This is a genomic window from Streptomyces sp. NPDC053755, assembly GCF_040677675.1.
Classification (GTDB): Bacteria; Actinomycetota; Actinomycetes; order Streptomycetales; family Streptomycetaceae; genus Streptomyces.
The window spans coordinates 86,920-110,653 of the sequence record NZ_JBFASK010000007.1; the positions used below are offsets into that span (position 1 = coordinate 86,920).

27 protein-coding genes, 1 tRNA gene and 1 riboswitch are annotated in these 23,734 nt (G+C 70.8%); of the genes, 8 read left to right on the forward strand and 20 right to left on the reverse strand.

Annotated features, from left to right (window positions below):
• Positions 1-173 precede the first annotated feature (173 nt).
• From AB0K65_RS10210 to AB0K65_RS10225, 4 genes are all read right to left on the reverse strand, one after another.
• Positions 174-1,442: a DUF445 domain-containing protein gene (locus tag AB0K65_RS10210; RefSeq protein WP_365715426.1), complete on the reverse strand. Its 1,269-nt coding sequence runs from the start codon at positions 1,440-1,442 to the stop codon at positions 174-176.
• Positions 1,443-1,606: 164 nt separating this feature from the next.
• Entirely contained in the window at positions 1,607-2,629 is a 1,023-nt protein-coding gene (locus AB0K65_RS10215; protein ID WP_365715333.1) for an ATP-binding cassette domain-containing protein, read from the reverse strand.
• A gap of 2 nt (positions 2,630-2,631) precedes the next feature.
• Positions 2,632-3,408, reverse strand: a complete 777-nt coding sequence (locus tag AB0K65_RS10220; RefSeq protein WP_365715427.1) for an ABC transporter permease — start codon at positions 3,406-3,408, stop codon at positions 2,632-2,634.
• Between the two features lie 124 nt (positions 3,409-3,532).
• The gene (locus AB0K65_RS10225) at positions 3,533-4,333 is read right to left on the reverse strand and encodes an ABC-2 family transporter protein (protein WP_365715428.1); all 801 of its coding nucleotides are present in this window, start codon (positions 4,331-4,333) and stop codon (positions 3,533-3,535) included.
• A 156-nt stretch (positions 4,334-4,489) separates the two neighbouring features.
• Between AB0K65_RS10225 and AB0K65_RS10230 the strand changes: the two genes are divergently transcribed.
• Positions 4,490-6,685, forward strand: coding sequence for a transglycosylase domain-containing protein (locus AB0K65_RS10230; protein ID WP_365715334.1), 2,196 nt, complete (start codon positions 4,490-4,492; stop codon positions 6,683-6,685).
• A gap of 49 nt (positions 6,686-6,734) precedes the next feature.
• Here the strand turns inward: AB0K65_RS10230 and sugE are convergent, their stop codons facing one another.
• From sugE to AB0K65_RS10245, 3 genes are all read right to left on the reverse strand, one after another.
• Entirely contained in the window at positions 6,735-7,055 is a 321-nt protein-coding gene (gene sugE, locus AB0K65_RS10235; protein ID WP_365715429.1) for a quaternary ammonium compound efflux SMR transporter SugE, read from the reverse strand.
• Positions 7,056-7,089: 34 nt separating this feature from the next.
• A riboswitch (guanidine-III (ykkC-III) riboswitch) is annotated at positions 7,090-7,170 on the reverse strand.
• 48 nt (positions 7,171-7,218) lie between these two features.
• The gene (locus tag AB0K65_RS10240; protein WP_365715335.1) at positions 7,219-7,557 is read right to left on the reverse strand and encodes a co-chaperone GroES; all 339 of its coding nucleotides are present in this window, start codon (positions 7,555-7,557) and stop codon (positions 7,219-7,221) included.
• A gap of 71 nt (positions 7,558-7,628) precedes the next feature.
• Positions 7,629-7,949, reverse strand: coding sequence for a DUF3618 domain-containing protein (locus AB0K65_RS10245; RefSeq protein ID WP_365715336.1), 321 nt, complete (start codon positions 7,947-7,949; stop codon positions 7,629-7,631).
• A gap of 123 nt (positions 7,950-8,072) precedes the next feature.
• On the opposite strand from AB0K65_RS10245, the gene bcp reads away from it, so the two are divergent.
• From bcp to AB0K65_RS10260, 3 genes are all read left to right on the forward strand, one after another.
• Entirely contained in the window at positions 8,073-8,546 is a 474-nt protein-coding gene (gene bcp / locus AB0K65_RS10250) for a thioredoxin-dependent thiol peroxidase (protein WP_365715337.1), read from the forward strand.
• A gap of 147 nt (positions 8,547-8,693) precedes the next feature.
• Positions 8,694-10,190, forward strand: coding sequence for a glycine betaine/L-proline transporter ProP (gene proP, locus AB0K65_RS10255; RefSeq protein WP_365715338.1), 1,497 nt, complete (start codon positions 8,694-8,696; stop codon positions 10,188-10,190).
• Positions 10,191-10,236: 46 nt separating this feature from the next.
• Positions 10,237-10,320 (forward strand) — tRNA-Leu (locus AB0K65_RS10260).
• 79 nt (positions 10,321-10,399) lie between these two features.
• Here the strand turns inward: AB0K65_RS10260 and rdgB are convergent.
• The 4 genes from rdgB to AB0K65_RS10280 all read right to left on the reverse strand — a co-directional run bounded on the left by rdgB (position 10,400) and on the right by AB0K65_RS10280 (position 12,579).
• Positions 10,400-11,002, reverse strand: a complete 603-nt coding sequence (rdgB, locus tag AB0K65_RS10265; RefSeq protein WP_365715339.1) for an RdgB/HAM1 family non-canonical purine NTP pyrophosphatase — start codon at positions 11,000-11,002, stop codon at positions 10,400-10,402.
• Positions 11,003-11,010: 8 nt separating this feature from the next.
• Entirely contained in the window at positions 11,011-11,391 is a 381-nt protein-coding gene (locus tag AB0K65_RS10270) for a hypothetical protein (RefSeq protein ID WP_365715340.1), read from the reverse strand.
• A 146-nt stretch (positions 11,392-11,537) separates the two neighbouring features.
• Positions 11,538-12,269, reverse strand: a complete 732-nt coding sequence (gene rph / locus AB0K65_RS10275) for a ribonuclease PH (protein WP_365715341.1) — start codon at positions 12,267-12,269, stop codon at positions 11,538-11,540.
• 76 nt (positions 12,270-12,345) lie between these two features.
• Positions 12,346-12,579: a PTS glucose/sucrose transporter subunit IIB gene (locus AB0K65_RS10280; RefSeq protein WP_356604889.1), complete on the reverse strand. Its 234-nt coding sequence runs from the start codon at positions 12,577-12,579 to the stop codon at positions 12,346-12,348.
• Positions 12,580-12,817: 238 nt separating this feature from the next.
• On the opposite strand from AB0K65_RS10280, the gene AB0K65_RS10285 reads away from it, so the two are divergent.
• A complete protein-coding gene (locus AB0K65_RS10285) occupies positions 12,818-14,080 on the forward strand; it encodes a PTS transporter subunit EIIC (protein ID WP_365715342.1) in 1,263 nt (420 codons plus the stop codon).
• A 285-nt stretch (positions 14,081-14,365) separates the two neighbouring features.
• Positions 14,366-15,631, forward strand: a complete 1,266-nt coding sequence (locus tag AB0K65_RS10290) for a PTS transporter subunit EIIC (protein WP_365715343.1) — start codon at positions 14,366-14,368, stop codon at positions 15,629-15,631.
• A gap of 105 nt (positions 15,632-15,736) precedes the next feature.
• Here the strand turns inward: AB0K65_RS10290 and AB0K65_RS10295 are convergent, their stop codons facing one another.
• On the reverse strand, positions 15,737-16,489 hold the full coding sequence (locus AB0K65_RS10295; RefSeq protein ID WP_365715344.1) for an MBL fold metallo-hydrolase: 753 nt from the start codon (positions 16,487-16,489) through the stop codon (positions 15,737-15,739).
• A gap of 245 nt (positions 16,490-16,734) precedes the next feature.
• On the opposite strand from AB0K65_RS10295, the gene AB0K65_RS10300 reads away from it, so the two are divergent.
• Positions 16,735-17,253, forward strand: coding sequence for a type II toxin-antitoxin system PemK/MazF family toxin (locus AB0K65_RS10300; protein WP_365715345.1), 519 nt, complete (start codon positions 16,735-16,737; stop codon positions 17,251-17,253).
• A 67-nt stretch (positions 17,254-17,320) separates the two neighbouring features.
• Here the strand turns inward: AB0K65_RS10300 and AB0K65_RS10305 are convergent, their stop codons facing one another.
• The 4 genes from AB0K65_RS10305 to AB0K65_RS10320 all read right to left on the reverse strand — a co-directional run bounded on the left by AB0K65_RS10305 (position 17,321) and on the right by AB0K65_RS10320 (position 19,403).
• Positions 17,321-18,271: a cysteine synthase gene (locus AB0K65_RS10305; RefSeq protein ID WP_365715346.1), complete on the reverse strand. Its 951-nt coding sequence runs from the start codon at positions 18,269-18,271 to the stop codon at positions 17,321-17,323.
• A 5-nt stretch (positions 18,272-18,276) separates the two neighbouring features.
• Positions 18,277-18,555, reverse strand: a complete 279-nt coding sequence (locus AB0K65_RS10310; protein ID WP_365715347.1) for a MoaD/ThiS family protein — start codon at positions 18,553-18,555, stop codon at positions 18,277-18,279.
• A 99-nt stretch (positions 18,556-18,654) separates the two neighbouring features.
• Positions 18,655-18,771: a putative leader peptide gene (locus AB0K65_RS10315; protein WP_332836496.1), complete on the reverse strand. Its 117-nt coding sequence runs from the start codon at positions 18,769-18,771 to the stop codon at positions 18,655-18,657.
• A 119-nt stretch (positions 18,772-18,890) separates the two neighbouring features.
• Entirely contained in the window at positions 18,891-19,403 is a 513-nt protein-coding gene (locus AB0K65_RS10320; protein WP_365715348.1) for a diguanylate cyclase, read from the reverse strand.
• Between the two features lie 71 nt (positions 19,404-19,474).
• Here AB0K65_RS10320 and AB0K65_RS10325 point away from each other — a divergent pair, with 71 nt between their 5' ends.
• Positions 19,475-20,470, forward strand: a complete 996-nt coding sequence (locus tag AB0K65_RS10325; RefSeq protein WP_365715349.1) for a DJ-1/PfpI family protein — start codon at positions 19,475-19,477, stop codon at positions 20,468-20,470.
• Here AB0K65_RS10325 and AB0K65_RS10330 read toward each other — a convergent pair.
• The 4 genes from AB0K65_RS10330 to clpS form a co-directional block, all read right to left on the reverse strand.
• Positions 20,455-20,886: a M67 family metallopeptidase gene (locus AB0K65_RS10330; protein WP_365715350.1), complete on the reverse strand. Its 432-nt coding sequence runs from the start codon at positions 20,884-20,886 to the stop codon at positions 20,455-20,457. The genes AB0K65_RS10325 and AB0K65_RS10330 overlap by 16 nt on opposite strands.
• Before the next feature lie 76 nt (positions 20,887-20,962).
• A complete protein-coding gene (locus AB0K65_RS10335) occupies positions 20,963-22,390 on the reverse strand; it encodes an amino acid permease (protein WP_365715352.1) in 1,428 nt (475 codons plus the stop codon).
• 395 nt (positions 22,391-22,785) lie between these two features.
• A complete protein-coding gene (locus AB0K65_RS10340) occupies positions 22,786-23,364 on the reverse strand; it encodes a DUF2017 domain-containing protein (RefSeq protein ID WP_365715353.1) in 579 nt (192 codons plus the stop codon).
• Positions 23,364-23,669 (reverse strand): ATP-dependent Clp protease adapter ClpS, encoded by a 306-nt coding sequence (gene clpS / locus AB0K65_RS10345; protein WP_365715354.1) that lies wholly within the window; start codon positions 23,667-23,669, stop codon positions 23,364-23,366. The genes AB0K65_RS10340 and clpS overlap by 1 nt, the downstream gene beginning before the upstream one ends.
• Positions 23,670-23,734: the final 65 nt, after the last annotated feature.

The following is a 23,734-nucleotide window of genomic DNA, read 5'->3' on the forward strand; positions in this document are numbered from 1 at the left end:
CGGAGCTCGCCCGCCCTGCGCACCACTCGGCCAGACGCGGGCATCCCACCCGCCCCGCGGACCGCCCTCGGCGGACGCGCACCCCCGCCCCGCGCACCACCTCGGCCAGGCGCGGGCGTCCCCCGCCCCGCGCACCGCCGCCGTGCGACACGGACCGCCCCGCGCACGGCAGCTCATCCGCCCAGCGCGTGGCTCACCGTGTAGATCAGCAGGCCCGCCAGCGCGCCGACCACCGTGCCGTTGATGCGGATGAACTGCAGGTCGCGGCCGATGTTCGCCTCGATCTTCTTCGACGTCTGGTCGGCGTCCCAGCTCGCGATCGTGTCCGTGATCAGCGAGGTGATCTCGGTGCGGTACGTAGTGACCACGTACGCCGCCGCGTCCTCGACCCAGCCCTCCACCTTCGCCTGGAGGCGGGCGTCCGTCACCAGGCGCTCGCCCAGGGAGATCAGGGAGGCCCGGGCGCGCAGGCGCAGCTGGCTCTGGTCGTCCTCGGCCGCCGCGATGATCAGGCCGCGGACAGACGCCCAGGCGGAGGCGATGATGTCCTGGATCTCCTGGCGGGCCAGCAGCTCCGCCTTCAGGCGCTCCACGCGCCCCCGGGTGTCCGTGTCCGCCTGGAGGTCGGTGGCGAAGTCCGTCAGGAAGCGGTCGATCGCGGCGCGCGCCGGGTGGGCCGGCATGTCCCGCATCTCGGTGACGAAGCGGAGCAGTTCCTTGTAGACCCGCTCGCCCACCCGGCGGTCCACGAAGCGGGGCGTCCAGCCGGGCGCGCCGCCCTGGACCGCGTCCATGACGGAGTCCCCGTGGTAGACGAGCCAGTCGTGGGCGCGGGCGCAGACCAGGTCCACGGCCCGGTGGTGCGCTCCGTCCGTGACGACCTTCTCCAGGGTCTTGCCGATGCCCGGTGCGATCTCCGCCGCCTCCGCCCGCCGGGTGATCGCCTCGCCCACCACCGCCTGGACGTCGGAGTCGCGCAGGACGGTCAGCGCGCCGCGCAGTGCGGTGGCGAGTTCCCTGGTGACCCGGTCGGCGTGGTCCGGGTCGGCGAGCCAGGCGCCGACGCGGCCGGCGATGCCCAGCGCGTGCAGCCGGCCCCGTACCACCTCGGCCGACAGGAAGTTCTCGCCGACGAACGATCCCAGCGTGACGCCCAGCTGGTCCTTCTTGGTCGGGATGATCGCCGTGTGCGGGATGGGCAGTCCGAGGGGGCGCCGGAAGAGCGCGGTCACCGCGAACCAGTCGGCCAGCGCGCCCACCATGCCCGCCTCCGCCGCCGCGGCCACATAGCCGGCCCAGGGGCCGGACCCCGAGTTCTCCGCCCAGGTGGCCAGGGCGTAGATCACGGCGACCAGGAGCAGCAGGCCGGTCGCGATCGTCTTCATGCGGCGGACGCCGCGGCTGCGCTCCGCGTCCGCCGCCGTGTACGCGAACGCCGCCATCGCCGGCGGGGGCTCGCCCCCGGTTCCCGGCGTCGGCCGCCCCGCACCGGTCCCGGTGCCAGGACCGCCGGCGCCCCTGCCCGCGCCCGCACCGGATCCCGCGCCCGCGCCGTCGCCCGAGCCGGTCTCGGAACTCCTGTCGCTCTCCACCGCACCTCCCTCTCTCAGGGACTCCCCGCACGCACGCCGAGTTCCCCCTCCCCGTACATCTTCGCGATCACGGCCTCGATATCCGGCTCCCGCACCGACAGATCCACCAGCGGATACCTTCCCGCCACCGCCGCCACGATCGGCGCCGCCGAGGCGGACGACGGGAAGGCGAGCACCTGCCGGGGCCCTTCCGACCGCACGAAGCGCGCCCCCGGCACCTCGATCGGGGGCAGTTCCCGCTCCAGGTCCACCACGAGCAGCCGCTCGCTCTCCCCCACCGCGTGCAGCCCGGCCAGTTCCCCGTCGTACATCAGCCGCCCGTGGTCGATGACCATCACCCGCTTGCACAGCTGCTCGATGTCCGTCAGATCATGCGTGGTGAGCAGCACGGTCGTGCCCCGTGAGGCGTTCAGCTCGCGCAGGAACTCGCGTACCCGCGCCTTCGACACCACGTCGAGGCCGATCGTCGGCTCGTCGAGGTACAGCACCTCCGGGTCGTGCAGCAGCGCGGCCGCGATGTCCCCGCGCATCCGCTGGCCGAGGGAGAGCTGGCGTACGGGGACGTCGAGGAGGTCCCGCAGCTCCAGGAGTTCGACGCAGCGGGCGAGGTTCGCGGCGAAGCGGTCGTCCGGGATGCGGTACATCCGGTGCATCAGGCGGTACGAGTCCTTCAGCGGCAGGTCCCACCACAGCGTGGTGCGCTGGCCGAACACCACCCCGATGCGCTGCGCGAGCCGCGTCCGCTCGCGCGAGGGGTCGATCCCCGCGACCCGCAGCCGTCCGGCGCTCGGCGTCAGGATGCCGGTGAGCATCTTGATCGTCGTCGACTTGCCGGCGCCGTTCGGGCCGATGTTACCGACCATCTCGCCGCGCGCCACGTCGAAGCTGATCCCGTCGACGGCGCGGACCTCCCGCTTCTCGCGGCGGACGAGGCCCGCCTTGCGGCGCACCGAGAACACCTTCTCGACGTCCCGCAGCTCGATGAAGCCCCCGGCGCCGGGGGGACCGTCGGAATGGACGGGGTCGATGAAGGACACGGTCAGCTCCCTGTCGATCGGTACGAACGAAGTCCCACCCGCCACACCAGGCCGGCGAGCCCGCAGCAGACCACCGCGACCAGCGGTGACGCGAACGCCGCCGCGTCCGGCACCCCGGCCGGCGCCTCGCGGCCGAGGATGTACAGCGCCGGCAGCCAGTTCACGAACGCCAGCGGCACGACGTACACGACACCGCGCACCAGCTCCTGCGCGAAGATCGACGGCGGGTACTGCAGCAGCGTGTTGCCGCCGTAGGTGAAGGCGTTGGTGACCTCGGCGGCGTCCTGCGCCCAGAACAGGACCGAGGCACCCACGACCATGACGGCCCCGAAGATCAGCGCGCCGCACACGATCATCACCGGGAGCAGCAGCACCTTCACCACCGTCCACTCCACGTCGAGGACCAGCAGCCCCCAGACCAGCACCAGCAGCCCCTGCGCGACCCGGCCGAGCCTGCGCAGGGCGAACTGGTCCGCCGCCACCTGAGCGAGGACGGGGGCCGGGCGCATCAGGAAGGTGTCGAGCGAGCCGTCGCGCACCCGCTTGCCCATCCGCTGGAGGGATCCCATCGTCAGGTCGGTGAGGCCGAAGGACGTGCTGGTGGTTCCGTACAGGAAGGCCACCTCGCCGAACGAGAAGCCGCCGAGGCCCCGCACCTGACCGAACATCAGCAGGATGACGACGAAGTCGAAGAAGGTGACGGTGAAGCTGGAGAAGACGGTCAGCGCGAACGAGGCCCGGTAGGTCATCGTCGACCGGATCCACATCCCGGCCACCATCCGGTACGTACGCCAGGAGTCGGCCGCCGCCCGCCGGAGCGCCGCCCCACGGGACGCCGGGCCGGCCGCCCCCTTCCCGGGTGTGCGCGCCGGACCGGCCGCCACCCCCTCGCGCGCGGAGACGTCAGCCACCCTGCACCACCACCTTCCGCGTCGCCGCCCACTGCGCCACCCGCCCCGCGGCGAGCAGCACCACCGCCCAGCAGCCCTGGAAGGCGTACGCGCCGAGCAGTTCCCATCCCGCGTACCGCTCCAGGAACACGTCCGCCGGGATCTGGAGCATCGACGCCCACGGCAGCACCCGCGCCAGCTCGCCCAGCGCGCCCGGGAAGACGTTGAGCGGCAGCAGCATCCCGGAGAAGAACAGGCCGCCCAGCCAGGCCACCTGGGCCACGCCCTGCCCGTCGAGGAGCCAGAACGCGCTCATCGCGACCAGGTACCAGACGGCGAAGCTGACGATCGAACCCAGCGCGACGGCGAGCAGGAACGCGAGCCAGGTCAGCGGCCGCGCGGGCAGCCTGAAGTCGAAGACGAGCGCTCCGACGGTCATCGGCACGACCCCGCGGCCCAGCAGCAGGTACGCGGACCGGCCCGCGTTGTCCGAGAACCACCAGGCCTGCAGGTCGGCGGGCCGGTAGAGGTCGACGGCGATGTCACCCGTACGGATGCGCTCCATCACCTCTTCCTGGAACCCGCCGCCCATCAGTCCGCAGGCGGCGAGCAGGGCCTGGCCGATCCACACGTAGGCGAGCGCGTCGGCCATGTCGTACCCGCCGAGCAGGGGCCTCTCGTCCCAGAGGGCGATGTAGGTGTACGACAGGATGAAACCGAAGACGGTGTTGGTGAACACCCCCGCGGCCGTGGCCATGCGATACGTGGCATGGCGCCGGAAACCTCCCGCGGCGACCGTCGCGTACAGCCGCACCACACACGCTCCCTCCGACCGGCACCGAAGCGCCCGACCCTAGTGGGGCGCGTACCGCCATCGCGAGTGGATTTCGAGTCATATTCGTGGCTTCTGTCCCGGTGCGTGCAGTATGGGATGGCCACGCCCCCTTCATCCGGTACGGGAGCCGCACACATGAGCGACGGCCAGTCTCGGCAGCCCGGTTGGGAGCCGAGGGACCCCACCCTCCCCACCGAACCCGCCCCACCGCCCCGGCCGCGCGGGCCCGGGACCGGGAAGAAGGGCCGCCGCCGGACCCGGGGGCGGCGCGTCCTGCGCTTCCTGCTCGGCAGCCTGCTGCTCGTCGTCCTGCTGCTGGCCGGCGGTTTCGCCGCCGGCTACCTGCTGGTGGACATCCCGCCCGCCAACGCCGCCGCCACCGCCCAGTCCAACGTGTACCTCTACGCGGACGGCACCCCCCTCGCCCGCGACGGCGACGTCAACCGCGAGAACGTACGCCTCGAACGGGTCCCGGAGACCGTCCGGCACGCCGTCCTGGCGGCGGAGGACCGCGACTTCTACTCCCAGCCCGCCGTCGACCCCAAGGCCATGCTCCGCGCCGCCTGGAACACCCTCCGGGGCAAGGGCAGGCAGTCCGGCTCGACCATCACCCAGCAGTACGTCAAGAACTACTACCTGGTCCAGGAACAGACCGTCACCCGCAAGGTGAAGGAGTTCTTCATCGCCATCAAGCTCAACCGCGAGAAGAGCAAGGACGAGATCTTCGAGGGCTATCTGAACACCAGTTACTTCGGCCGCAACGCCTACGGCATCCAGGCCGCCGCGCACGCCTACTACGGCAAGGACGTGCAGGACCTCGACATCCCCGAGGCCGCCTACCTCGCCTCCCTCCTCAACGCCCCGACCGCCTACGACGTGGCCGCCCGCCCCGAGAACCGGTCCAAGGTGCTCGCCCGCTGGAACTACGTCCTGAGCGGCATGGTGAAGGAGCGGTGGCTCACCCCCGCCGCCCGGGCCGCCGCCGTCTTCCCGGCACCGCCGGCCGCCCGCCCCGCCACCGGCCTCTCCGGACAGCGCGGCTACGTCGTCCAGGCCGTCGGCGACCACCTCGCGGCCCGGGGCGTCATCGACGCGAAGACCCTGGCAGGCGGCGGCTACCGCATCACGACCACCCTGGAGAAGCCGAAACAGGACGCCTTCGTCACCGCCGTCGACGAGGAGGTCATGTCCCGGCTCGACCCGGAGCGCAACCCCGTCGACCGCTTCGTCCGGGTGGGGGGCGCGGCGATCGACCCCGCCACCGGCCGGGTCGTCGCCCTCTACGGCGGCGTCGACTACACCCGGCAGTACGTCAACAACGCCACCCGCCGCGACTACCAGGTCGGCTCCACCTTCAAGCCCTTCGTCCTCGCGGCGGCCGTCGAGAACGCGGCCCAGACCCAGGACGGCCAGGCGATCACCCCCAACACCTACTACGACGGCACCAACAAGCGTCCGGTCGAAGGGTGGAACGGCGACCTCTACGACCCGGCCAACGAGGACGATCTCTCCTACGGCCCCCTCACCCTCCGCTCCGCCACCGACCAGTCCGTCAACGCGGTGTACGCCCAGCTGGCGGTGGACGTCGGGCCCGCCGAGGTCAAGGAGACGGCCATCGCCCTCGGCCTGCCCGCCAAGACCCCCGACCTCAACGCCACCCCCTCGATCGCCCTCGGCCCGGCCACCGCCAGCGCCCTCGACATGGCACAGGCGTACGCGACCCTCGCCGACCACGGCACGCACCGCGCGTACACCCTGGTGGACCGGATCAGCCGGGACGGCCGGGAGCTGGAGCTCCCGGCCCGGGAGAGCCGGCAGGCGATCGGCCGGGAGGCAGCCGACACCACCACGTCGGTCCTGCGCGGAGTCGTGGAGAGCGGTACGGGCAAGGCGGCGCTGACCGCGGGCCGGCCGGCGGCCGGCAAGACCGGTACGGCGGAGGAGGACCGGGCCGCCTGGTTCGCCGGCTTCACCCCCGACCTTGCGACCGTGGTCACCCTGATGGGCCAGGACCCCAAGACCGGACGGCAGAAACCGCTGTACGGCGCGCTCGGCCTGCCCCGCATCGACGGCGGCGGGGCACCGGCCGCGATCTGGGGCCACTTCACCCGGGAGGCCCTGGCCGGCACGGCGCCGCAGGAGTTCGAGCTCCAGCTCGCGCCGGGCGCCGAGGAGATGCCCGAACCGGCGGACCCCCTGGATCCGGAAGGCTGGGACCACCCGGAGCAGGCCGACGAGGCCGGCGGCCCCGACGGACGGCGGCACCCCGGCCGCCCCGACGCGCCGGAGGCCGGGGACCGCGTGGAGCGGTTCCCGTCCACCGGCCGGTAGCGGCACTCACCGTCCCGAGCCCCGACCGGGAGGCGGCCCCGGGCACGCCCTAATGCCCGGAGGTCGCCTTCAGGCCCACCACCGCGACCAGCAGCAGGCAGACGAAGAAGATCCGCGCGGCGGTCGCCGGCTCGCCGAGCACCACCATGCCGAGCACCGCCGCGCCGGCCGCGCCGATGCCCACCCAGACGCCGTAGGCCGTACCGATCGGCAGCGTCTTCGCGGCGTGGGAGAGCAGCATCATGGAGGCGACGATCCCGGCGGCGGTGAGGACGCTCGGCCAGAGACGGGTGAAGCCGTCGGTGTACTTCATACCGATCGACCAGCCGACCTCGAGCAGACCGGCGATGACGAGAAGAACCCAGGCCATGACGACGAACACCTCCGCGAGACGGATCAACAGGGGTGCGTCGTCTTTGCGTGTCCTGCGTCAGGCCCGGTACGGCGCGTCTCGTCGGGTGTCCCCAGCGTAGCAAAAGGCGGACAGAAGACCTGGTGACAGCGGTCACCAGGCCTCACGTCCGCGGCCGGGGCTACAGGTACAGGCCCGTGGAGTCCGTGGACCCCTGGAAGCGGTCGGCCGCCACCGCGTGCAGGTCGCGCTCGCGCATCAGGACGTACGCCACCCCCCGCACCTCGACCTCGGCGCGGTCCTCGGGGTCGTACAGGACCCGGTCACCGGTCTCGACCGTACGGACGTTCTGGCCGACGGCGACGACCTCGGCCCAGGCCAGCCGGCGCCCGACCGCGGCCGTGGCCGGGATCAGGATGCCGCCGCCCGAGCGCCGCTCACCCTCGGGAGAGTCGGTCCGGACCAGGACACGGTCGTGCAGCATCCTGATGGGCAGCTTGTCGTGCGTGTTCTCGCTCACGCCCCGAACCTACCTGCCCGGGCGTGTCGGCCGTACCCGGGTCGGGGCAGCGCCGCGCGTCGTCCCGCGCGTCACCCCCTGCGCCTCCGCGACGAGGTCGCGAGCAGCCCCACGAGCGCCACGGCGACCAGGGCCACCGGCACCACCCGTTCCAGGCGCGGCGCGCCGTCGGCGTGCGTGAAGCGCGCCTTCACACCGGAGACGGTCCGGTTCACGGCGACGAACGCCCGCCCGGCGGTGTGGTCGACCGTCGAGGCGACCCTCGCCTTCGCGTCGCCGATGATCGTCTTCGGATGCATCCGAATACCGATCTCGTCGAGAGTCTCGGCAAGCTGGTCGCGCCGGCGGACGATGTCCGCCTCGATCTGCGCAGGGGTCCTGGCGTCCGACACCGCGCTGCCTCCGTTGTCGTCATCGGTTCGTTGATGGACAGTCTGTCAGCTTCCGCGCTCCCGGGTCGGCCTCGACCCCCATTAGGCTCTTCCGGCGTACGCGTACTTCCCCCGAGGAGAGCCATGAGCGAGCGACTTCAGCCCGGCGACACCGCCCCCGCCTTCACCCTGCCCGACGCGGACGGCAACGAGGTCTCGCTGGCCGACCACAAGGGCCGCAAGGTCATCGTCTACTTCTACCCCGCAGCCCTCACGCCGGGCTGCACCAAGCAGGCCTGCGACTTCACGGACAACCTGGACGTCCTCGCCGCCGCGGGCTACGACGTCATCGGCGTGTCCCCCGACAAGCCGGAGAAGCTCGCGAAGTTCCGCGAGAAGGAGTCCCTGCGGGTGACCCTCGTCGGCGACCCGTCGAAGGAGGTCCTGGAGGCCTACGGCGCCTTCGGCGAGAAGAAGCTGTACGGCAAGACCGTCACGGGCGTCATCCGCTCCACGGTCGTCGTCGACGAGGACGGCAAGGTCGAGCGCGCCCTCTACAACGTGAAGGCCACCGGCCACGTCGCCAAGATCCTCAAGGACCTGGCCATCCAGCCCTGACCTGCCCGTACGTCCCCGCACGCGGGGGGCCGACGTACCGGCCGGAGGTGACGGAGGTCCCATCGGAAGGTGACTTCCGTTTGTGAACGGCGTGACCGCGCAGATGTTCCTCTTGGAGTTCCACGCCCCGAGAAAGGACGTACGGTCATGCCGGCCACCGACCGCGACAACGCGGCCGACCCCGATGCCCTCAAACGCCACCCGCGGCTGTTCCGGGCCATCACGCGTCGGCAGCAACCCCGGCTGCGCCGGACGGACATCACGGTGACGGACGAGGCGGCCGTCAAGCGAGCCGTGAAGGCGGCGTCGCTCGGCAACGCCATGGAGTGGTTCGACTTCGGCATCTACGCCTACCTCGCCGTCACCCTCGGTCACGTCTTCTTCCCGTCCGGGAACGACACCGCCCAGCTGCTGTCCTCGTTCGCGACCTTCGCCGTCGCGTTCCTGGTCCGCCCGCTCGGCGGCATGTTCTTCGGCCCGATGGGTGACAGGCTCGGCCGCAAGAAGGTCCTGGCCCTGACCATGATCCTCATGGCGGTCGGCACGTTCGCGATCGGCCTCATCCCGTCCTACGCCTCGATCGGCTTCTGGGCGCCGGCGCTCCTGGTCTTCTTCCGGATGCTCCAGGGCTTCTCCACCGGCGGCGAGTACGGCGGCGCCTCGACCTTCATCGCGGAGTACGCCCCCGACCGGCGCCGCGGCTTCTTCGGGAGCTTCCTGGAGTTCGGCACCCTGGCGGGCTACGTCGCCGCGGCCGGACTGGTCACGGCCCTGACCGCCTGGCTCGGCGCCGACACCATGGAGGCCTGGGGCTGGCGCGTGCCGTTCCTGGTGGCCGGACCGCTCGGGCTGGTGGGGCTCTACCTGCGGCTGCGGCTCGACGAGACACCCGCCTTCCAGAAGCTGGAGAGCGAGTCGGCGCGCGCCTCGGAGGCCGCGGACACCGTCGAGACCTCCGCGAAGGGCGACCTGGCCAGAATCTTCCGGCAGCAGTGGCCGACGCTGATCCTCTGCATCGCGCTGGTCGGCGCGTACAACATCACCGACTACATGCTGCTGTCGTACATGCCGACGTACCTCTCCGACGAACTCGGCTACAGCGAGACCCACGGGCTGCTCATCCTGCTGCTGGTGATGGTCCTCCTGATGCTGATCATCACTCAGGTGGGCCGGCTCAACGACCGCTTCGGGCGCAGGCCCGTCCTGATGGCGGGCATGCTCGGCTTCCTCTTCCTCTCGCTCCCCGCGTTCCTGCTGATCGGCCAGGGCGGTGTCCCCGCGATCACGGCCGGCATGCTGATGCTCGGTCTGTCGCTGGTCTGCATGCTGGGCACGATGTCGGCCGCGCTCCCGGCGCTCTTCCCGACGGACGTGCGCTACGGCTCCCTGTCGGTCGGCTACAACCTCTCGGCGTCGCTGTTCGGCGGGACCACCCCGCTGGTCATCACCGCCCTGATCGGCGCGACCGGCAGCAATCTGATGCCCGCGTACTACGCCATGGGCGCGGCGCTGGTCGGCGTCGTGGCGGTGGCCTGCATGAAGGAGACCGCGCGAAAGCCGCTGGAGGGCTCACCGCCGTCGGTGGAGACCGAGGAGGAGGCGGCGGAACTGGTCCTGGCCCAGGTGCCGGCACCGAAGTTCTGAGCCTCCCGCCTGCGCGACGGGCCCGCCCACTACGATGGACGCGCACGCGGCCGTGGTGGAACTGGCAGACATGCTGGGTTTAGGTCCCAGTGGGGTAACACCCGTGAGGGTTCGAGTCCCTCCGGCCGCACCGCATGGGGAAGGGCCGCACCGGTCGGTGCGGCCCTTCTCCATGGTCACGGCGCTCCGGTCGCCGCGCCCCTCTCGTCTCAGCCCAACAGCTCCCTGACCACCGGCACCAGCGCCCTGAACGCCTGCCCCCGGTGGCTGATCGCGTTCTTCTGCTCCGGCGTCAGCTCCGCGCACGTCACCTCGTGGCCCTCCGGCTGGAGGATCGGGTCGTAGCCGAAGCCGTTCGTGCCGGCCGGGACGTGGCGCAGGGTGCCCGGCATGCGACCCTCGACCACGCGTTCGGTGCCGTCGGGGAGGGCGAGGGCCGCGGCGCAGGCGAAGTGGGCGCCGCGGTGGGGGGTGTCGATGTCGGCGAGCTGGGCGAGGAGGAGTGCGAGGTTGGCCCGGTCGTCGCCGTGGGTGCCGGCCCAGCGGGCGGAGAAGATGCCGGGGGCGCCGCCCAGGACGTCGACGCAGAGGCCGGAGTCGTCGGCGACGGCGGGGAGCCCGGTGGCCTGGGCGAGGGCGTGGGCCTTGAGGAGGGCGTTCTCGGCGAAGGTGACGCCGGTCTCCTTGACGTCGGGGATCTCCGGGTAGGCGTCCGCGCCGACGAGGTCGTGGGGCAGACCTGCGTCGGCGAGGATCGCGTGGAGTTCGGTGATCTTTCCGGCGTTGCGGGTGGCGAGGATCAGACGGGTCATGGTGCCGATTATCCCGGCGTGCAGACCTTGCCGATCTCGGTGGCGGCGTCGGTGACGGGCTTGATGTCGGGGGTGGTGTCGCCGTTGTTCACGGCGGTACGGACGGACTCGACGCCCTTGGTGAGGTCGTCGACGGCCTTGGAGAGGTCGGCGTTGTCCGTGGTGTCCTTGAGGTTGCCCAGCTCGGTGGAGATGTCGTTGAGGGCTTCGTTGAGCTGGGTGGGGTCGTTGGAGGCGTTGGAGACGGCCTGCTGGAGCTTGTCGACGCTGGTGGCTATCGCGTCGGCGGTGGCGACGCAGTCCATGGCCTTGTCGAGGGCTCCGCAGCCGACGAGGGTGGTGGTGAGTACGGCGGCGGTGGCCACGGCGAGTGCGAGTCGGCGCTTCAAGTCAGGTCCTCCCCTGGTGTGCGGAACGGGCGCACGGTCGTGCCGTGCGCCCGTGTCACGAAGGACGCCGGTGTGGGCCTTCGTGGTTGCCACGGCGGGCCGTGGCGGGTGGGTCGCGGTCCGTGCGGGTCGCCGGCCGCGAGGGGCTACAGCGTTCCTTCGAGGGCCTGGCGCTGGAGTTCGGCGAGTTCGGCGCAGCCGCCGGAGGCCAGGTCGAGGAGGGCGTTGAGCTCCTTGCGGTCGAAGGGCTCGGCTTCTGCGGTGCCCTGGACCTCGACGAAGCGGCCGTCGCCGGTGCAGACGACGTTCATGTCGGTCTCGGCGCGGACGTCCTCTTCGTAGCAGAGGTCGAGGAGCGGGACGCCGTCGACGATGCCGACGGAGACGGCGGCGACGGTGCCGGTGAGGGGCTTGCGGCCGGCCTTGACGAGCTTCTTGGCCTGGGCCCAGGTGATGGCGTCGGCCAGGGCGACGTAGGCGCCGGTGATGGCGGCGGTGCGGGTGCCGCCGTCGGCCTGGAGGACGTCGCAGTCGAGGACGATGGTGTTCTCGCCGAGCGCCTTGTAGTCGATGACGGCGCGCAGGGAGCGGCCGATGAGGCGGGAGATCTCGTGCGTGCGGCCGCCGATCTTGCCGCGGACGGATTCGCGGTCGCCCCGGGTGTTGGTGGAGCGGGGGAGCATCGAGTACTCGCCGGTGACCCAGCCCTCTCCGCTGCCCTTGCGCCAGCGGGGGACGCCTTCGGTGACGGAGGCGGTGCAGAAGACCTTGGTGTCGCCGAAGGAGACGAGGACGGAGCCCTCGGCGTGCTTGCTCCATCCGCGTTCGATGGTGACGGGGCGGAGCTGTTCGGCAGTACGGCCGTCGATACGAGACATGGGTCGAGCGTAGCCGTATGCGAAGGAGGGCCCGTTCCCCTGCCGGAACGGGCCCTCCTTCAGGTGAGGCGGTGGCTCACATCATGTCTTCGATGTCGGCGGCGATGGGGTCGGCGTCGGTGCCGATGACGACCTGGATCGCGGTGCCCATCTTGACGACGCCGTGGGCGCCGGCGGCCTTGAGGGCGGCTTCGTCGACCTTGGTGGGGTCGATGACCTCGGTGCGCAGGCGGGTGATGCAGCCTTCGACCTCTTCGATGTTGTCGATGCCGCCGAGCCCGGCGACGATCTTCTCAGCCTTGCTGGCCATGTGTCTCTCCCTGTCCGTTCCGTTCGGAGAACGTAAGTCTCGGCGCACCCACGGTCCGCTTTGTCACGGTAACCCACGGTTGGCCCAACTTCGCGAGCGGGTGCACGGGTTCTGCCGAATGATGACGATCACCGGCGCCCTGCCCTGAGCGGGCTCCGGGGAGCCTATCGCAACTGGTCTACACCAGTGTGCAAACGCGAGCCGGGGCGCGCCTGTTCCGGGACCAGGGAGGACGCCGATGAGTAGCGACAGTGCCACCGCGCCGCGCAAGAACTGGCGGAACGGCCTCTTCCAGGGCCTTCAGAAGGTGGGTCGCAGCCTCCAGCTCCCCGTGGCCGTCCTGCCGGCGGCCGGCCTGCTGGTCAGCCTGGGCAATCTCTTCGCCGCGTATCTGCACGGCGACTTCTGGGAGAAGACCTCGGCCGTGCTGCTGGGTGGCGGCACCGCGATCCTCGACGGGTCGTTCGGTCTGCCGCTGCTCTTCTGCATCGGTGTCGCGATCGGTTTCGCGAAGAAGGCGGACGGCTCCACGGCGCTGGCGGCCGTGGTCGGCTTCCTCGTCTACTTCAACGTCCTGAAGGTCTTCCCGCGCGAGGGGACGGTGACGCCGGAGCTGCCGGAGGGGGTGCCGCAGAACCCCGGAGTGCTGGGCGGCATTCTGATCGGCCTGCTGACCGCGGTGGTCTGGCAGCGCTTCCACCGCACGAAGCTGGTGGACTGGCTGGGCTTCTTCAACGGCCGCCGACTGGTCCCGATCATGATGGCGTTCTTCTGCGTCGTGCTCGGCGTGCTGTTCGGGCTGCTCTGGGAGCCGGTGGGCGACGGGCTGACCTGGTTCGCGAAGCAGCTCATCGATCTCGGCGCCTGGGGCGCGGCCATCTTCGGTGTCGCCAACCGGCTGCTCATCCCGATCGGCATGCACCAGTTCATCAACACCTTCTTCTGGTTCCAGGCGGGTGAGTACACCAAGGCGGACGGCACGGTGGTCCAGGGCGACCTGACGCGCTTCTTCGCGGAGGACCCGTCAGCGGGTCAGTTCATGTCGGGCTTCTTCCCGATCATGATGTTCGGCCTGCCGGCCGCCGCGCTCGCCATCGCCCACTGCGCGCGGCCCGAGCGCCGCAAGGAGGTGACGGGCCTGATGATCTCCGTGGCCCTCACCTCGTTCGTCACCGGCGTGACCGAGCCGCTGGAGTTCTCGTTCATGTTCGCCGCGCCGCTGCTCTACGGTCTGCACGCGCTGCTGACGGGTGCGTCGATGGGGATCACCTGGGCGCTCGGGGTGCACGCGGGCTTCAGCTTCTCGGCGGGGCTGATCGACTACGTCGTCAACTGGCATCTGGACACCAAGCCATGGCTGATCATTCCGATCGGCCTGGGCTTCGCCGTCGTCTACTACGTGCTGTTCCGGTTCCTGATCACGAAGCTCGACATCCCGACCCCGGGCCGGGAGCCGGTCGAGGTGGAGGAGCAGCTGGAGCGGGACATCACGAAGCCGTAACCCCGAAGCACCCGGATCCCCTCGGCGCGGGGGGCCTCGGGCCCGCTTTCCATGGTCGACAAGGCCCCTGGACCACATGGTCCGGGGGCCTTCCGACGTGCGTGCCCGGCTATGGCCGAGTCCACAGAATTCGCAGGTTCCTTATCTAAGTCTCACGTGCTAAAACTGGTCTACACCACTCATTGGTGTAGACCACGCGGTCCAGTCCACCGCGTTCCACGAGACGCCGCCGTCGCCCCCTTTCCACTGTCCTCTGGCGGCGCCTTGCCTTACTGGAGGAAGTTGATGAGTACGGCCACCGCCCAGGCCGCCGCTCCCGCGAAGAAGCGCGGATCCGGCCTGTTCCAGGGCCTGCAGAAGGTCGGTCGCAGCCTGCAGCTGCCGATCGCCGTCCTGCCGGCCGCGGGTATCTTGCTCCGTCTCGGCCAGCCCGACGTCTTCGGCAAGGACGGGCTCGGATGGGACAAGGTCGCCTCCGTGTTCGCCACGGCCGGCGGCGCTGTCTTCGACAACCTGCCGATGTTGTTCTGCATAGGCGTGGCCATCGGCTTCGCCAAGAAGGCCGACGGCTCCACCGCCCTCGCCGCCCTCGTCGGCTTCCTCGTCTACGCCAACGTCCTCAAGGCGTTCCCGGTGACCGAGGCGGTCGTGAACACGACCGCCAACAAGGGCGTCGACGTCGCGGCCACGTACAACAACCCGGGTGTCCTCGGCGGCATCCTCATGGGCCTGCTCGCCGCGGTGCTGTGGCAGAAGTTCCACCGCACCAAGCTGGTCGACTGGCTCGGCTTCTTCAACGGCCGCCGTCTCGTCCCGATCATCATGGCCTTCGTCGGCACCGCGGTGGGCGTCGTCTTCGGTCTGGTCTGGGAGCCGATCGGCAACGGCATCTCCAGCTTCGGCGAGTGGATGACGGGCCTCGGCGCCGCCGGTGCCGGCCTGTTCGGCCTGATCAACCGCGCGCTGATCCCGGTCGGCATGCACCAGTTCGTGAACACCGTCTCCTGGTTCCAGATCGGTGACTTCACCAACGCGGCCGGCGAGGTCGTCCACGGTGACCTGAACCGCTTCTTCGCGGGTGACCCGAGCGCCGGAATCTTCATGTCCGGCTTCTTCCCGATCATGATGTTCGGCCTCCCGGCCGCCGCGCTCGCCATCGCGCACTCCGCTCGCCCGGAGCGCCGCAAGGCCGTGACCGGCATGATGGTCTCCCTCGCGCTGACCTCCTTCGTCACCGGCGTGACCGAGCCGATCGAGTTCTCGTTCATGTTCATCGCGCCGCTCCTCTACGTGATCCACGCGCTCCTGACCGCCGTCTCGATGGCCGTCACCTGGGCCCTCGGCGTCCACGCGGGCTTCACGTTCTCCGCGGGCTTCATCGACTACCTCCTGAACTGGAACCTCGCGACGAAGCCGTGGCTGATCATCCCGATCGGCCTGGTCTTCGCGGTGATCTACTACGTCCTCTTCCGCTTCGCGATCACCAAGTTCAACCTCACCACCCCGGGCCGCGAGCCCGAGGAGGAGATCGAGGACCTCACCAAGGCGTGAGCCTCACCGATACGACGGAAGGGCCCCGGAACCTCACAGGTTCCGGGGCCCTTCCCGTCGTGCGGGGGCCGGCGCCGGTCAGATCTCGTAGACCGCGCCCGGCCGTCAGATCTCGTAGACCGCGCCCGGCCGCGCCAGCTCGGTCGGGCCGCCGTAGACCGCCCGCGCGTCGGCCAGGTTCAGTGCGCCGTCCGTCCACGGCGGGATGTGGGTCAGCACCAGCCGGCCGACCGAGGAACGGGCGGCTTCCGCCCCCGCCTCCCGGCCGTTGAGGTGCAGCGCCGGGATGTCCTCCTTGCCGTGGGTGAAGGACGCCTCGCACAGGAACAGGTCGGTGCCCGCCGCCAGTTCGTGCAGCGCGTCGCACACCCCGGTGTCCCCTGAGTAGGTCAGGGAACGGCCGCCGTGCTCGATCCGGATGCCGTACGCCTCCACCGGGTGGCACACCTTCTCCGTACGGACGGTGAACGGGCCGAGCTCGAAGGTGCCCGACGTCAGCGTCCGGAAGTCGAAGACCTCGCTCATCGCCTTCTCCGAAGGGGTGTCCGCGTACGCCGTGGTCAGACGCTGCTCGGCGCCTTCCGGGGCGAAGACGGGGAGCGCGTCGCAGCGGCCGCCCTCGTGGCGGTAGTACCGGGCGACGAAGTAGCCGCACATGTCGATGCAGTGGTCGGCGTGGAGATGGCTGAGGAAGATGGCGTCGAGGTCGTACAGACCGATGTGGCGCTGCAGCTCGCCCAGGGCGCCGTTGCCCATGTCGAGGAGCAGCCGGAAGCCGTCGGCCTCTACGAGGTAGCTCGAACAGGCCGAATCCGCGGACGGGAACGACCCGGAGCAGCCGACGACGGTGAGCTTCATGGAGCGTGAACCTCCGAGGAAGGGCGTCCGTGGACGGTGCGGGACAGTCGCAGGGGAGTCACTGGAGAGTCGCTGAGCGGTCACTGAGGGAGAGGTCGTGCGATCTGTCGAGCCTACGGCTCACGCGGGCCGGTCGCTCCTCGTGAGTGGCCCGTTGTGGGCGAACTCACGGGCGCTGTCACCGGTTCGGATGGACCTGGGGGCGCGGGGGCGCGGGAGGGGGCCCGCCGGTAACGTCGTGGGGTATGGACACGTCATGGTGGCCGGCGCTCGTCGCGGTCGTGGTGCTCGCACTGGTCGTCGCGTTGGTGGACGGCCTGGGGCGCTCGCGCTCGCGGCCCCGGGGCCGTGACCGGGGGCCCGCGAGCCCGTCGCGACGGCCGCCCGGGCGGCCGTCGGGACCGCGGCGCTCGCCCGCGAAGAGGCCCGGGACGGCGCCCGCGAAGGCACCCGGGCGGGTGCCGCGGGCCGGTGAGATCTGGTGGGCCGACGTGCCCTACGAGGACGGGCCCGGGTCGAAGGACCGGCCGTGCCTGGTGCTCTCGCTCCGCGGCGACCAGGCGCTCGTCGTCAAGATCACCAGCAAGTACCACGACGAGCGGCCGGGGGTGATCGCGTTGCCGCCGGGGGCCGTGGGCGACGCGCACGGGCGGCCGAGCTTTCTGGAGACGGACGAACTGCGGGAGGTCCCGGTGCGGGAGTTCCGCCGCAGGGTGGGAACGGCGGACCCGGTCGTATGGGACCGGGTCCGCCATCTCGCGTGACCGCCGGTGCCCGGGCCGGCGATGCGGGTGCCGGACCGGCGCCCGCCCGCGTGCCGGAGCGCTGGGGTCAGGCCCAGAGCTGGCCCTGAAGGGTCTCGATCGCTTCCTCCGTCGTCGCGGCGGTGTAGACGCCCGTCGACAGGTACTTCCAGCCGCCGTCGGCGACGACGAAGGCGATGTCCGCGCTCTCGCCGGCCTTCACGGCCTTGTTGCCCATGCCGATCGCCGCGTGCAGCGCCGCGCCCGTCGAGACGCCCGCGAAGATGCCCTCCTGCTGGAGGAGGTCGCGGGTCCGGGTGACGGCGTCGGCCGAGCCGACCGAGAAGCGGGTGGTGAGGACGGAGGCGTCGTAGAGCTCCGGCACGAAGCCCTCGTCCAGGTTCCGCAGGCCGTAGACCAGGTCGTCGTACCGCGGCTCGGCGGCGACGATCTTGACGTCCGGCTTGTGCTCGCGCAGGTAGCGGCCGACGCCCATGAGGGTGCCGGTGGTGCCGAGGCCCGCGACGAAGTGCGTGATGGAGGGCAGGTCGGCGAGGATCTCGGGGCCGGTGGTGGCGTAGTGCGCGCCCGCGTTGTCGGGGTTGCCGTACTGGTAGAGCATCACCCACGAGGGGTTCTGAGTCGCCAGCTCCTTGGCGACCCGTACCGCCGTGTTCGACCCGCCCGCCGCGGGGGACGAGACGATCTCCGCCCCCCACATGGCGAGCAGCTGGCGGCGCTCCTCGCTGGTGTTCTCCGGCATGACGCAGACGATGCGGTAGCCCTTGAGCCTCGCCGCCATGGCGAGGGAGATGCCGGTGTTGCCGCTGGTCGGCTCCAGGATCGTGCAGCCGGGGGTGAGCCGGCCGTCCTTCTCCGCCTGCTCGATCATGTGGAGCGCGGGGCGGTCCTTGACCGAGCCGGTGGGATTGCGGTCCTCCAGCTTGGCCCAGATGCGGACGTCGTCCGAGGGTGAGAGCCGGGGCAGGCGGACGAGGGGCGTGTTGCCGACCGCCGCCAGCGGGGAGTCGTAACGCATGTGGATCAGACCATGCCGCCGGCGACGGCCGGCAGGATCGTGACGTTGTCGCCGTCGGTGAGCTTGGTGTCGATGCCGTCGAGGAAGCGGACGTCCTCGTCGTTCAGGTAGACGTTGACGAAGCGGCGCAGGCTGCCCCCGTCCACGATGCGGGCCTCGATCCCGGTGTGGCGGGACTCCAGGTCGGCGAAGAGCTCGGCGAGGGTCTCACCGCTGCCCTCGACGGCCTTGGCGCCGTCGGTGTAGGTGCGGAGGATGGTCGGGATGCGGACCTCGATGGCCATGGCGTGGGCTCCTGTCGGGAGTGACGTGGTGGGCGCGCGGCTGGGGCCCCCGCGCGGTGGGGGTCGTGCTGGAGGTGCGCTCGGGCCGTGGATCGGTGTTCAGAGCGCGGCGCGGGACGTACACATCGCGCTGGCGAGGCGGCACAGGTCGACGTGCAGACGGGCCACGAGCAGGGGTGTGCCCGGCGTCTGTTCGCTCACGTCGTGGGAAACCATGCGGTCATCGTATCGATTCCCGGTCCGGGTTCCGGAATGTGATCTCACATGACGGACAGTTGCTGCTCGCCAGTCGGACGGGGTGCGGACGCGGCGGCCGGGGGCCCCTGGTGGGGCGGTCACTCGGGCCAGGAGGAGCCCTCGATGGTGGCGACGAAGTCGCCGGGGACGAAGCCGGGAACGAAGCGCCGCAGCACGTCCGCCTTCACGTTGCCGAACGTCGTCTCCGGCCTGGGCGCGATCCCCTCGGCGAAGGCGCCCAGGATCCGGCGCTTGAAGTCGGGGCGGGGGTGGAGCGCGACGATCGCCGCCCGGTCCTCGGGGGAGACGACGGCGGGGTCGTCGTAGCCGATGCCCAGTACGTCGTACTCCACACCGGCGGTCACCAGCGCCACCTCCGGCTCCATGAACTCCGGGATGCCGGGGGTGGTGTGCAGGGCGATCGCCGTCCACACGCGCCGTACCGCGTCCTCGCCGACCCCGTACGAGCGCAGGAAGGCGGCCGCCTCCTCCGCGCCGTCGACCTCGAAGCGGCGGGAGTGGTGGTAGATCAGCTCGCTCGCCGTGTCGCGGACCAGCTCGGTGGCGGCGGTGGCGATCGTGCTGTCGGGGACGATCTCGTCGAGGTTCATGGCTCAAGCCTGCTCGGCGCGGTCCGCTGCCGCCCTGTCCTCGGGGACGGGTGTCCCACACAATCGGACACATGGCACACACCGTGGTCGTCCTCGCCTTCGACGGCGTCCGCCTGCTCGACGTCTCCGCGCCCCTGGAGGTGTTCGGCACCGCCGGTCCGGCCTACGCCGTCCGCGTCTGCACGCCGGGCGGGCGGGACGTGCGGACCTCGACCGGGCTCCGCCTCGGCGCCGATCTGGCGGCGGAGGAGGTCACGGCGGCGGACACGCTCGTGGTGCCCGGCGCGGTGGACGTGGAGCGGTGCGTGCGCGCCCCGGGGACGGTGGCGCACGTCGCCGCGCTCGCTCCCCGGGCGCAGCGGGTCGCGGCGGTGTGCACGGGGGCCTTCGCGCTCGCCGCCGCGGGTCTCCTCGACGGGCGGCGGGCGACGACGCACTGGGAGCACGCGGCCGAGCTGTCGCGCCGCCACCCCGGGGTCGAGGTGACCCCGGACGCGATCTTCGTGGAGGACGGGCCGGTCTTCACCTCGGCGGGGGTGAGCGCCGGGATCGACCTGTGCCTGGCGCTGGTGGAGCGGGACCGGGGGCCGGCGGCGGCCCGGGCGGTCGCCCGTGACCTGGTGGTCTTCCTCCAGCGGCCGGGCGGCCAGTCGCAGTTCTCGGCCGCCTCGCGCACGCCCCCGACCGGCCATCCGCTGGTGCGGCCGCTGCTCGACGCGGTGGCCGCCGACCCGGGCGCCGACCACAGTGCCACGGCGCTCGCGCGCCGGGCGGGGGTCAGCGTCCGGCACCTGGCCCGGCTCTTCCGGGACCAGATCGGCGCGACTCCGGCCGGATACGTGGAGCGGGTCCGGGTGGAGGCGGCCCGGCTCCTGCTGGAAGGCGGGGCGAGCGTCACCGGCGCGGCGGCGCGCAGCGGGCTCGGCAGTGACGAGAGCCTGCGCAGGGCGTTCGCCCGGCACTTCGGGGTGACGCCCTCCGCCTACCTCGCCCGCTTCCGCACGGCGGGGACGGGCGCGGGAGCCGGCGCTCCTTCCGGTTCGGAGCGGGCTCAGACCTCCGGGTAGGCCTCGACGACCTGGACGTCCTCCTCGGTGACGACGCCCTCGACGATGGTGAAGGAGCGGAACTGGAAGGGCCCCGCGCCGTCGGTGTCGGCCGTGGAGACCAGGACGTAGTGGGCGGCGGGCTCGTTCGCGTAGGAGATGTCCGTACGGGAGGGGTAGGCCTCGGTCGCCGTGTGCGAGTGGTAGATGACCACGGGCTCCTCGTCCCGGTCGTCCATGTCGCGGTAGAGCTTCAGCAGGTCGGCCGAGTCGAACTCGTAGAACGTGGGCGAACGCGCGGCGTTCAGCATGGGGATGAACCGCTCGGGGCGGCCGGTGCCGGCCGGGCCCGCGACCACGCCGCAGGCCTCGTCGGGGTGGTCCGCGCGGGAGTGTTCCACGATCTGGTCGTACAGGGCCCGGGTGATGGTCAGCATGTCGGACAGGATAGACAGACGGGCCGCCCCGTACCGAGGAGTGGTACGGGGCGGACCGAATGCCGAGACGGGTGCGTCAGGAACGCTTGGCGAAGGCCGCGCCCTCGGGGTTGCGGGACTTCAGGACCAGGTAGGAGACGCCCAGGATGAGGCCCCAGACGGGCGCGCAGTAGAGGGAGACGCGGGCCCCCTCGTCGATGCCCATCATCACGATGACCATGAGGATGAAGGCGAGCGCGAACCAGCTGGTGTACGGGGCTCCGGGAGCCTTGAAGGTGGACTCGGGGAGTTCACCGCGGTTCGCCTTGGCCCGGTAGCGGATCTGGCAGACCAGGATCATGATCCAGGCCCACATGCCGGAGATGGTGGCGAAGGAGACGACGTACTCGAAGGCCTTGCCCGGGGCGACGTAGTTGATCCAGACGCCGACCAGCATCAGCGAGGCCGAGAAGGTCAGGCCGAGCAGCGGGGTGCCGTTCCTGGTGAGGCGCGTGAAGACCTTCGGGCCCTGGCCGTTGAGCGCGAGGTCGCGCAGCATGCGGCCGGTGGAGTACATGCCCGAGTTGCAGGAGGACAGGGCCGCGGTCAGCACCACGAAGTTGACGATGGCGGCGCCGACGCCGAGGCCCATCTTCTCGAAGGCGGCGACGAACGGGGAGACACCCGGCTGGAACTCGGTCCACGGCACGACGGACAGGATCATGATGAGCGCGCCGACGTAGAAGACGGCGATGCGCCACGGCACGGTGTTGATCGCCTTGGGCAGGACGGTCTTCGGGTCCTTGGACTCGCCGGCGGTGACGCCGACCAGCTCGACCGCGAGGAAGGCGAACATGACGATCTGCAGGGTCATCAGCGTGTTGCCGACGCCGGTGGGGAAGAAGCCGCCCTGGTCCCACAGGTGGGTCACGGAGGCGGTGTCGCCCGCGTCGGAGAAGCCGACGGTGAGGATGCCGGCGCAGATCAGGATCATGCCGATGATCGCGGTGACCTTGACCATCGAGAACCAGAACTCCAGCTCACCGAAGAGCTTCACCGAGATCAGGTTGGCGCCGTAGAGGATGATCGTGAAGACCAGTGCGGAGATCCACTGGGGGATGTCCCACCAGTACGTCATATAGGTGGCCGCGGCGGTGACCTCGGTGATGCCGGTGACGACCCAGAAGAGCCAGTACGTCCAGCCGGTCACGAAGCCCCAGAACGGGCCGACGAACTCACGGGCGTACTCCGCGAAGGAGCCCGACACCGGGCGGTACATGAGCAGCTCGCCCAGGGCCCGCATGATGAAGAAGATGACCAGGCCCGCGATGGCGTAGGCGAGGATCAGGCTGGGGCCGGCCTTGGCGATGGCCTTGCCCGCGCCGAGGAAGAGGCCGGTGCCGATGGCGCCGCCGATCGCGATCATCTGGATCTGCCGGGCGCCGAGGCCACGCTGGTAGCCCTCGCCGCCGCCCACGGCCCCGTCGGTGCCGTCGTTCTGCTTGTCGACCTGCACTGAGGTCATGGTGGTGCGCCTTTCTCCATGCTGATCCGCGCCGACTGCGTCTGGCCGCGGATCAGGTCCTGATCCCCCCGGATGTGGATGGAGTGCTACCGGCGATCAGCCGGCCGAAGCGCCCCCGGGAACAGGGGTGGCGTCCCCGGGCGGTCGTGAAGATTTATCACGGCGGAAACGGTGATCGGCCGGGGCGGCTGTGGCGCACACCACAGGAAGAAGAGGACAGAAAGGACTCAAGACGGCAAGGTAGAACACTTTGGTGACGTATTCGTTATGCGGATTTGAGCGTCCGCTGAGCGAACGGCGCGTCCCGTTCGGGGAGCCGCGCGGCCGCCGGTCCGTGATCGACGCGCCTGGGGGTGTCCGGCACATGAGCGCCGCGGGCGCGTGCCGGACACCCTCTAGGGCATCAGCGTCTCGACGAGGGTCTCCTGGAGCGCACCGAGCCAGAGGTACGCCATCACCATCGGCTTGCGCGGATCGGAGTCCGGCAGCCGGTACAGGTCGCCGCTCTCGTCCTCGTCGGTGACCTCCAGCCGGGTCCCGATCGTCAGCCGCAGGTCGTTGAGCGCGCCGAGCCAGGCCCTCGACTCGTCGGCGGTGAGCTTGAGGACGGCCCCGCCCTCGCCGGTCGGGGCCAGCGCGTCGAGGCTGCGGACGACGCAGAGGGCGTCGGCGCGCTTGCGGGAGCGCAGGTCCTTCTCGGTGAACCGGCGGAAGTCGGCCGCGGCGGCCCGCAGCTCCTCGTCCTCGTCGCCGTACGCGTCCGGGAAGAGGCGCTTGAGCGCGGGGTCGCTGGGGGCCTCGCTCGGCCCCTCGGCGAAGAGCGCGGCGAGCGGGTCCTCGCCCTCGACGGGCTCGTCGCCCGGTCCGAGCAGCTCCATCAGCTGGACGGCGAGGGAGCGGAGGATGGAGATCTCGACCTCGTCCAGGGCGACGGCCGCGCCGCCGCCCGGCAGAGCCTCGAAGTGCCCGGCCATCAGCCGCGGTCCTGCGAGAGCGTCGCCCACAGTCCGTAGCCGTGCATCGCCTGCACGTCCCGTTCCATCTCCTCACGCGTGCCGGCGGAGACCACCGCGCGGCCCTTGTGGTGCACGTCGAGCATCAGCTTGTGCGCCTTGTCCTTGGAGTAACCGAAGTACGCCTGGAAGACGTAGGTCACATAGCTCATCAGATTGACCGGGTCGTTGTGCACGATCGTCACCCACGGCACGTCCGGCTCGACGACCGCGAAGGTCTCCTCGGACGATTCCGTACGTTCGATCTCGATAGGCGCGACGCTCACTCACCCCATGCTGCCACCCGAAGTGGCCTGTCGCACAAACGGGTCACACGGCCGGACGTAGAAAT